The following is a 4,761-nucleotide window of genomic DNA, read 5'->3' as shown; positions in this document are numbered from 1 at the left end:
GTGCAGGGCCACATCCAAATCCCGCCGTGAAATAATCCCCTGAAGTTCTCCTTCGGCACTCACCACCGACAGACCAGAGTGGCCATAGCGCAGCAAGACGCGGTGGGCATCGGCAATGGGGGTTTCTGGACGGACTGTGCGTACCGGCGAAGACATGAGTTCGGCAGCGGTGGGAGGATGGGGAATCTGTTCCCTAAGGCGAGTAAATAGTTCCTGGAGCATTGCCTCTGGCGCCTCTGTGGTCACCGTCACAGCTGCGGCTTGGGCATGACCACCGCCGCCCAGGGGAGCAAGCAAATGTGCAACATTGACGTTGGGAATGTGACTGCGGGCAATAATGGCGAGATGATGTTGGCGATAGGAGTGCCCAAGGAGAATGGCATCGCACTCACTGAGATCCGCCAATTGGGTGATGAACCGTGAGAGGCCAGGGAGATACTCCGCCGTATGTAGCAATACCCAGCCCAGCCGATAGCCCTGATGAACCACTTGCTGGAGATTGGCCCAGGCCTGCCGCAGTAGCGGCTGTAAATTTTCGCTCAAACCTTCCGCGCAATAGGTGGCGATCGCCCGCTGATTTGCCCCTTGGCTCAACAGCCATGCTAAGGCCTGCACATCCCGCACCGTGGTTTGCTCAAAGGTTAGGGAACCCGTATCGGCGTGAATCCCTAGGGCCAGGACAGTCGCTTCTGTAGGCGTCAGGCTAATCTCTGCCGCCTGCAACTGTTCGCAAACAATGGTGCTGGTGGCTCCAACAGGTTCTAACCATTGCTGCTGCGAGACAATGTCCCCCCTCATCTCCAAATGGTGATCGTACAGACCAATTTGTACTTGGGGTTGATCCAGCCATCCTGCCGCTTGCCCCAACTGGCGACGCCACTGCGTATCCACCACCCAAATCTGCCGCAATTGGCTGGGGTCAACGGCCCTTGCTTCAATGAGAGGGTATTCATCGCGATGGTAGGCCAAAAACTCCCCCACCTTAGGATGGGTACCCCCCGTCAAGACAATTTTCGTCCCCGGATGAAGGCGCGTCAGACCAACGGCTGCCCCAAGGGTGTCAAAATCAGCAATTTGATGACAAAGAACAACATTCATCAGAACTTCCGCAAGGGGGCACTAGCGACAGTTGTGAGCTGGCACTACCCTGTATCCAGTCTGCGGCAAGTTGTGTTCAAGCAAAAGGATAAAAATTAGTAGAGAAAAGGAATCAGTTTTTTCACCGACTGCCGATAGGTTGAGTAATCCTTAAACTTTGTCGATAGCCACTGTTCCTCTTGAGCCGCCTTGCGGTCAAAGAAAATAAACAGGGCGATCGCCCCCAGACCATGGGAAAGGCTCATTTGCCAGACGCCATAGGCCAACGCTAAAAAAATCACACTGCTATAGATGGGATGGCGCACCCAAGCATAAACCCCCGTCGTCACTAACTGACTCTCCTCCTTGGGATGGGGTAAGGGCGTCAAGCTGTTCCCTAGGTGAAACACGCCAGCAATACCTAGGCCAAGGCCAATCAGCCCCAAGCCAAGGGTCAGACCTAGACGCACTGCAAAAGGTGGGCGAGCCATTTGTACCACCGGCAAGAGAATAAAGCCAATACTGAGCACGGTTTGCCCAAGCACCCAAAACTCTCCCCGCTGGTTGCGCCACCAGTCTTTGCTGAAGCCCCACTCTTGCAGTTTATTCACCTTGGTTACCGCTCTCCGTGGATATTTCAAATTGTAGCGATCCTGTAGCGATCGCAGGGTTACTCCACAGGGGGCAATAATTTTGTGGCTTTAGCAGCGGCTTTTTTCGCCTTTGTTTGGCCACTTCCCAGTTTGCCGAGGGATTCTTGGAGCGTTCCCATCGGACAAATCGCACACCACGCCCGCTGATTAAAGATCACCCCCAAGAGAATGGCAACAATGGAGGTAACGACGCACATATTGACAAAGAGACCACCCACGGCCATCCAGTTGCCCCATGCCAACGTCATGCGAATGGCAAAAACGGTCATGATGAAGCTAAACACAGCCCAACGAAAACTCTGTTTTTTGAAGAGTTTGGGATAGGGACGGTGGGGACTAAAGTGATAGAGGACAATGTCTAGGAAGGCGCCACGCGGGCAGAGGTTACCACACCAATAGCGGCTCCGAAAATAGGCCAGCACAGGAATTCCCAGCATCATTGCCAGCATCAGGTACCCCAACCACGGATACCAGAGGCCACCGATCGCAATTAAGAAAAAGAGCCAAATGGTTGCCCACTGACTAGGCTTGCCCCTCAGTGATCGCTTCATAGGATGGCTACCATACAGTTTTATATGCTTATATGAATATAAGGTTATTTAGAAGAAAAAGTCAAGGCCCAGATGCCGTGCCTTCATGACTCTTTAATGTTCTTTACGTTATGTTCTTTACGGTGTTAGGCCAGTAGCTATGCGTGCCGCTCTAGGGCCAATTGCACCAAACGATGGACCAATTCTGGGAAAGACACGCCACTGGCCGCCCACAGTTGCGGGTACATGCTCAGGGCGGTAAACCCCGGCAGCGTATTCACTTCATTGATCAAGACTTCCCCAGTGCTTGGTACATAGAAAAAATCAAAGCGAGCTAAGCCAGCGGCATCGAGGGCCTGAAAGGCTTGCAGGGACATGCTGCGAATTTGCTCACTCACCGCCGGGGGAATCTCCGCAGGGATATGGAGCTGAGCGCGGCCATCGGTGTATTTGGTTTCGTAGTCGTAAAACTCACTGCTGTAGGTAATCTCCCCCACCACTGAGGCTTGGAGTTTATCATTGCCGAGCACAGCACACTCGAGCTCACGGGCAACCACAGCCGCTTCCACAATAATGCGGCGATCCAGTTCGGCAGCGGCCTCAAGGGCCGTTGTCAGTTGTTGGCGATTTTTGGCTTTGGAGATGCCCACCGAGGAGCCAAGGTTGGCGGGCTTAACAAAGCAGGGATAGCCCAATTCGGTTTCAATGCGATCGCACAAATGATTGTAACGACAGGGATCTGACCACAGGTCACTGCGCTGAAGTGCCACATAGCGCACTTGGGGTAAGCCGATTGCCCCAAAGACTGTTTTCATCAGAATTTTGTCCATACCAATGGCAGAGGCAGCTACCCCTGACCCCACATAGGGGCGCTGCATCAATTCCAAGAGTCCCTGAATCGTTCCATCTTCCCCATTGGGGCCATGGACAATGGGAAACCAGACATCAATGGTGTCAACCACGGCTGGAAACTGCCACAGGGAACTCTCTGATGCCGTGCCTTCAGGGATGCCAATCCGCTCTGTGTGCCGCCAGCGACCATCTTTTTGGATGTAGATGGGAATCACCTCATAGCGATCGTGATTGTCCCCCGCGGCAAAGGCTTGGGCGATCGCTGCCGCCGAGACCACCGAAACTTCATGCTCCCGTGAGCGACCTCCAAACAATAGCCCAACCCGCAGACGACCCATAGGACAAACCCGTGTGAATGTGACGGTTTCTTGGTACGATTTTCAAGGATTATACAAAGTTTGGGAGTTGCTATGGACGTGGGGCAAAAAGTGCGCGTCTGTCGAATTCGCGATCGCGTCGCCCAAGACATTATTCAAAAACTTGGCCAAGTGGGTCAAATTACTGGTTTTAAAATGACCGACGGCAGTGGGGTTGGCGTCGTTGTCACCTTTGACGATCGCTCCAGCACTTGGTTTTTTGAGGATGAAGTTGAACTCGTTGGCTAAGTCCTGCCCTGCCGCCTTTTTCACAGCAACTGAGCTGGGTCCATAGGGCCTTAGGTTGGCTCTCCCACAGGATCCCACTGAATCCGATAGAAAAAGGTTGCATTAGTGGTACGTTGTATTGTGGTGCGCTTGCACCAAAAGCTGCATTCCACTTTCAGTCTTGATCGCTGTGCCCCCTAGGGAGCGATCGCCCCTTGAAAAACGCAAATGAATTTACCTAGACAGTAGGCAAACGTCCATGGTCATATCAGCAGAACGAACCAATGTAGGCTTTATCACTCAGGTCATTGGACCGGTCGTTGACATTGAATTTCCCAGCGGCAAAATGCCCTCCATTTACAATGCCCTGCGGATTCAAGGCAAAAACGAGGCCGGCTTAGACGTCGCGGTAACCTGCGAAGTGCAACAGCTCCTTGGCGATAACCGCGTCCGTGCCGTTGCTATGAGCAGCACCGATGGCTTAGTGCGGGGGATGGAAGTCGTAGATACTGGCGCCCCCATCAGCGTGCCCGTGGGGACAGCCACCCTTGGTCGCATTTTCAACGTGCTGGGTGAACCCGTGGACGAAAAAGGTGCTGTCAATGCCACCGAAACCCTGCCCATTCACCGGCCTGCCCCCAGCTTTACGCAACTGGAAACTAAGCCCTCGGTATTTGAAACGGGCATCAAGGTGATTGACCTGCTCACGCCCTATCGCCGTGGCGGCAAAATTGGCCTCTTTGGCGGTGCTGGCGTCGGCAAAACCGTGATCATGATGGAGCTCATCAACAATATTGCCACCCAGCATGGTGGGGTCTCGGTGTTTGCTGGTGTGGGCGAACGTACCCGCGAAGGCAATGACCTCTACAACGAAATGATTGAATCGGGAGTTATTGATAAAGACGATCCCAGTAAGTCCAAAATCGCCCTGGTCTATGGTCAAATGAATGAACCCCCCGGGGCACGGATGCGCGTCGGGCTGTCGGGGCTGACAATGGCTGAATACTTCCGCGATGTCAACAAGCAGGATGTGCTGCTGTTTATTGATAACATCTTCCGTTTTGT

General features: G+C 53.4%; 5 protein-coding genes and 1 pseudogene. 2 read left to right on the top strand and 4 right to left on the bottom strand.

The genetic code is table 11. The annotated features are described in order from the left end of the window. The 4 genes from H8Q75_RS00530 to H8Q75_RS00515 form a co-directional block, all read right to left on the bottom strand. Positions 1-1,098: CBS domain-containing protein (locus H8Q75_RS00530; RefSeq protein ID WP_297039526.1), on the bottom strand; the 1,098-nt coding region annotated here is incomplete at its 3' end. A 95-nt stretch (positions 1,099-1,193) separates the two neighbouring features. Next, positions 1,194-1,688, bottom strand: coding sequence for an isoprenylcysteine carboxylmethyltransferase family protein (locus H8Q75_RS00525; protein WP_024125927.1), 495 nt, complete (start codon positions 1,686-1,688; stop codon positions 1,194-1,196). Between the two features lie 59 nt (positions 1,689-1,747). Next, a complete protein-coding gene (locus H8Q75_RS00520; protein WP_024125928.1) occupies positions 1,748-2,281 on the bottom strand; it encodes a 4Fe-4S binding protein in 534 nt (177 codons plus the stop codon). Positions 2,282-2,418: 137 nt separating this feature from the next. Continuing rightward, positions 2,419-3,450: a D-alanine--D-alanine ligase family protein gene (locus tag H8Q75_RS00515; protein WP_024125929.1), complete on the bottom strand. Its 1,032-nt coding sequence runs from the start codon at positions 3,448-3,450 to the stop codon at positions 2,419-2,421. Positions 3,451-3,522: 72 nt separating this feature from the next. Here H8Q75_RS00515 and H8Q75_RS00510 point away from each other — a divergent pair, with 72 nt between their 5' ends. Together H8Q75_RS00510 and H8Q75_RS00505 are read left to right on the top strand one after the other, a co-directional pair. Next, entirely contained in the window at positions 3,523-3,717 is a 195-nt protein-coding gene (locus H8Q75_RS00510; protein ID WP_024125930.1) for a DUF2862 domain-containing protein, read from the top strand. A gap of 238 nt (positions 3,718-3,955) precedes the next feature. Then, a pseudogene (locus H8Q75_RS00505) lies at positions 3,956-4,761 on the top strand (F0F1 ATP synthase subunit beta); the annotation flags it as partial.

This window comes from Thermosynechococcus sp. OHK43, from assembly GCF_014466085.1.
Classification (GTDB): domain Bacteria; phylum Cyanobacteriota; class Cyanobacteriia; order Thermosynechococcales; family Thermosynechococcaceae; genus Thermosynechococcus.
The sequence above is the reverse complement of the archived record's forward strand: the minus strand, read 5'-3'. Positions and strand labels throughout refer to the sequence as shown.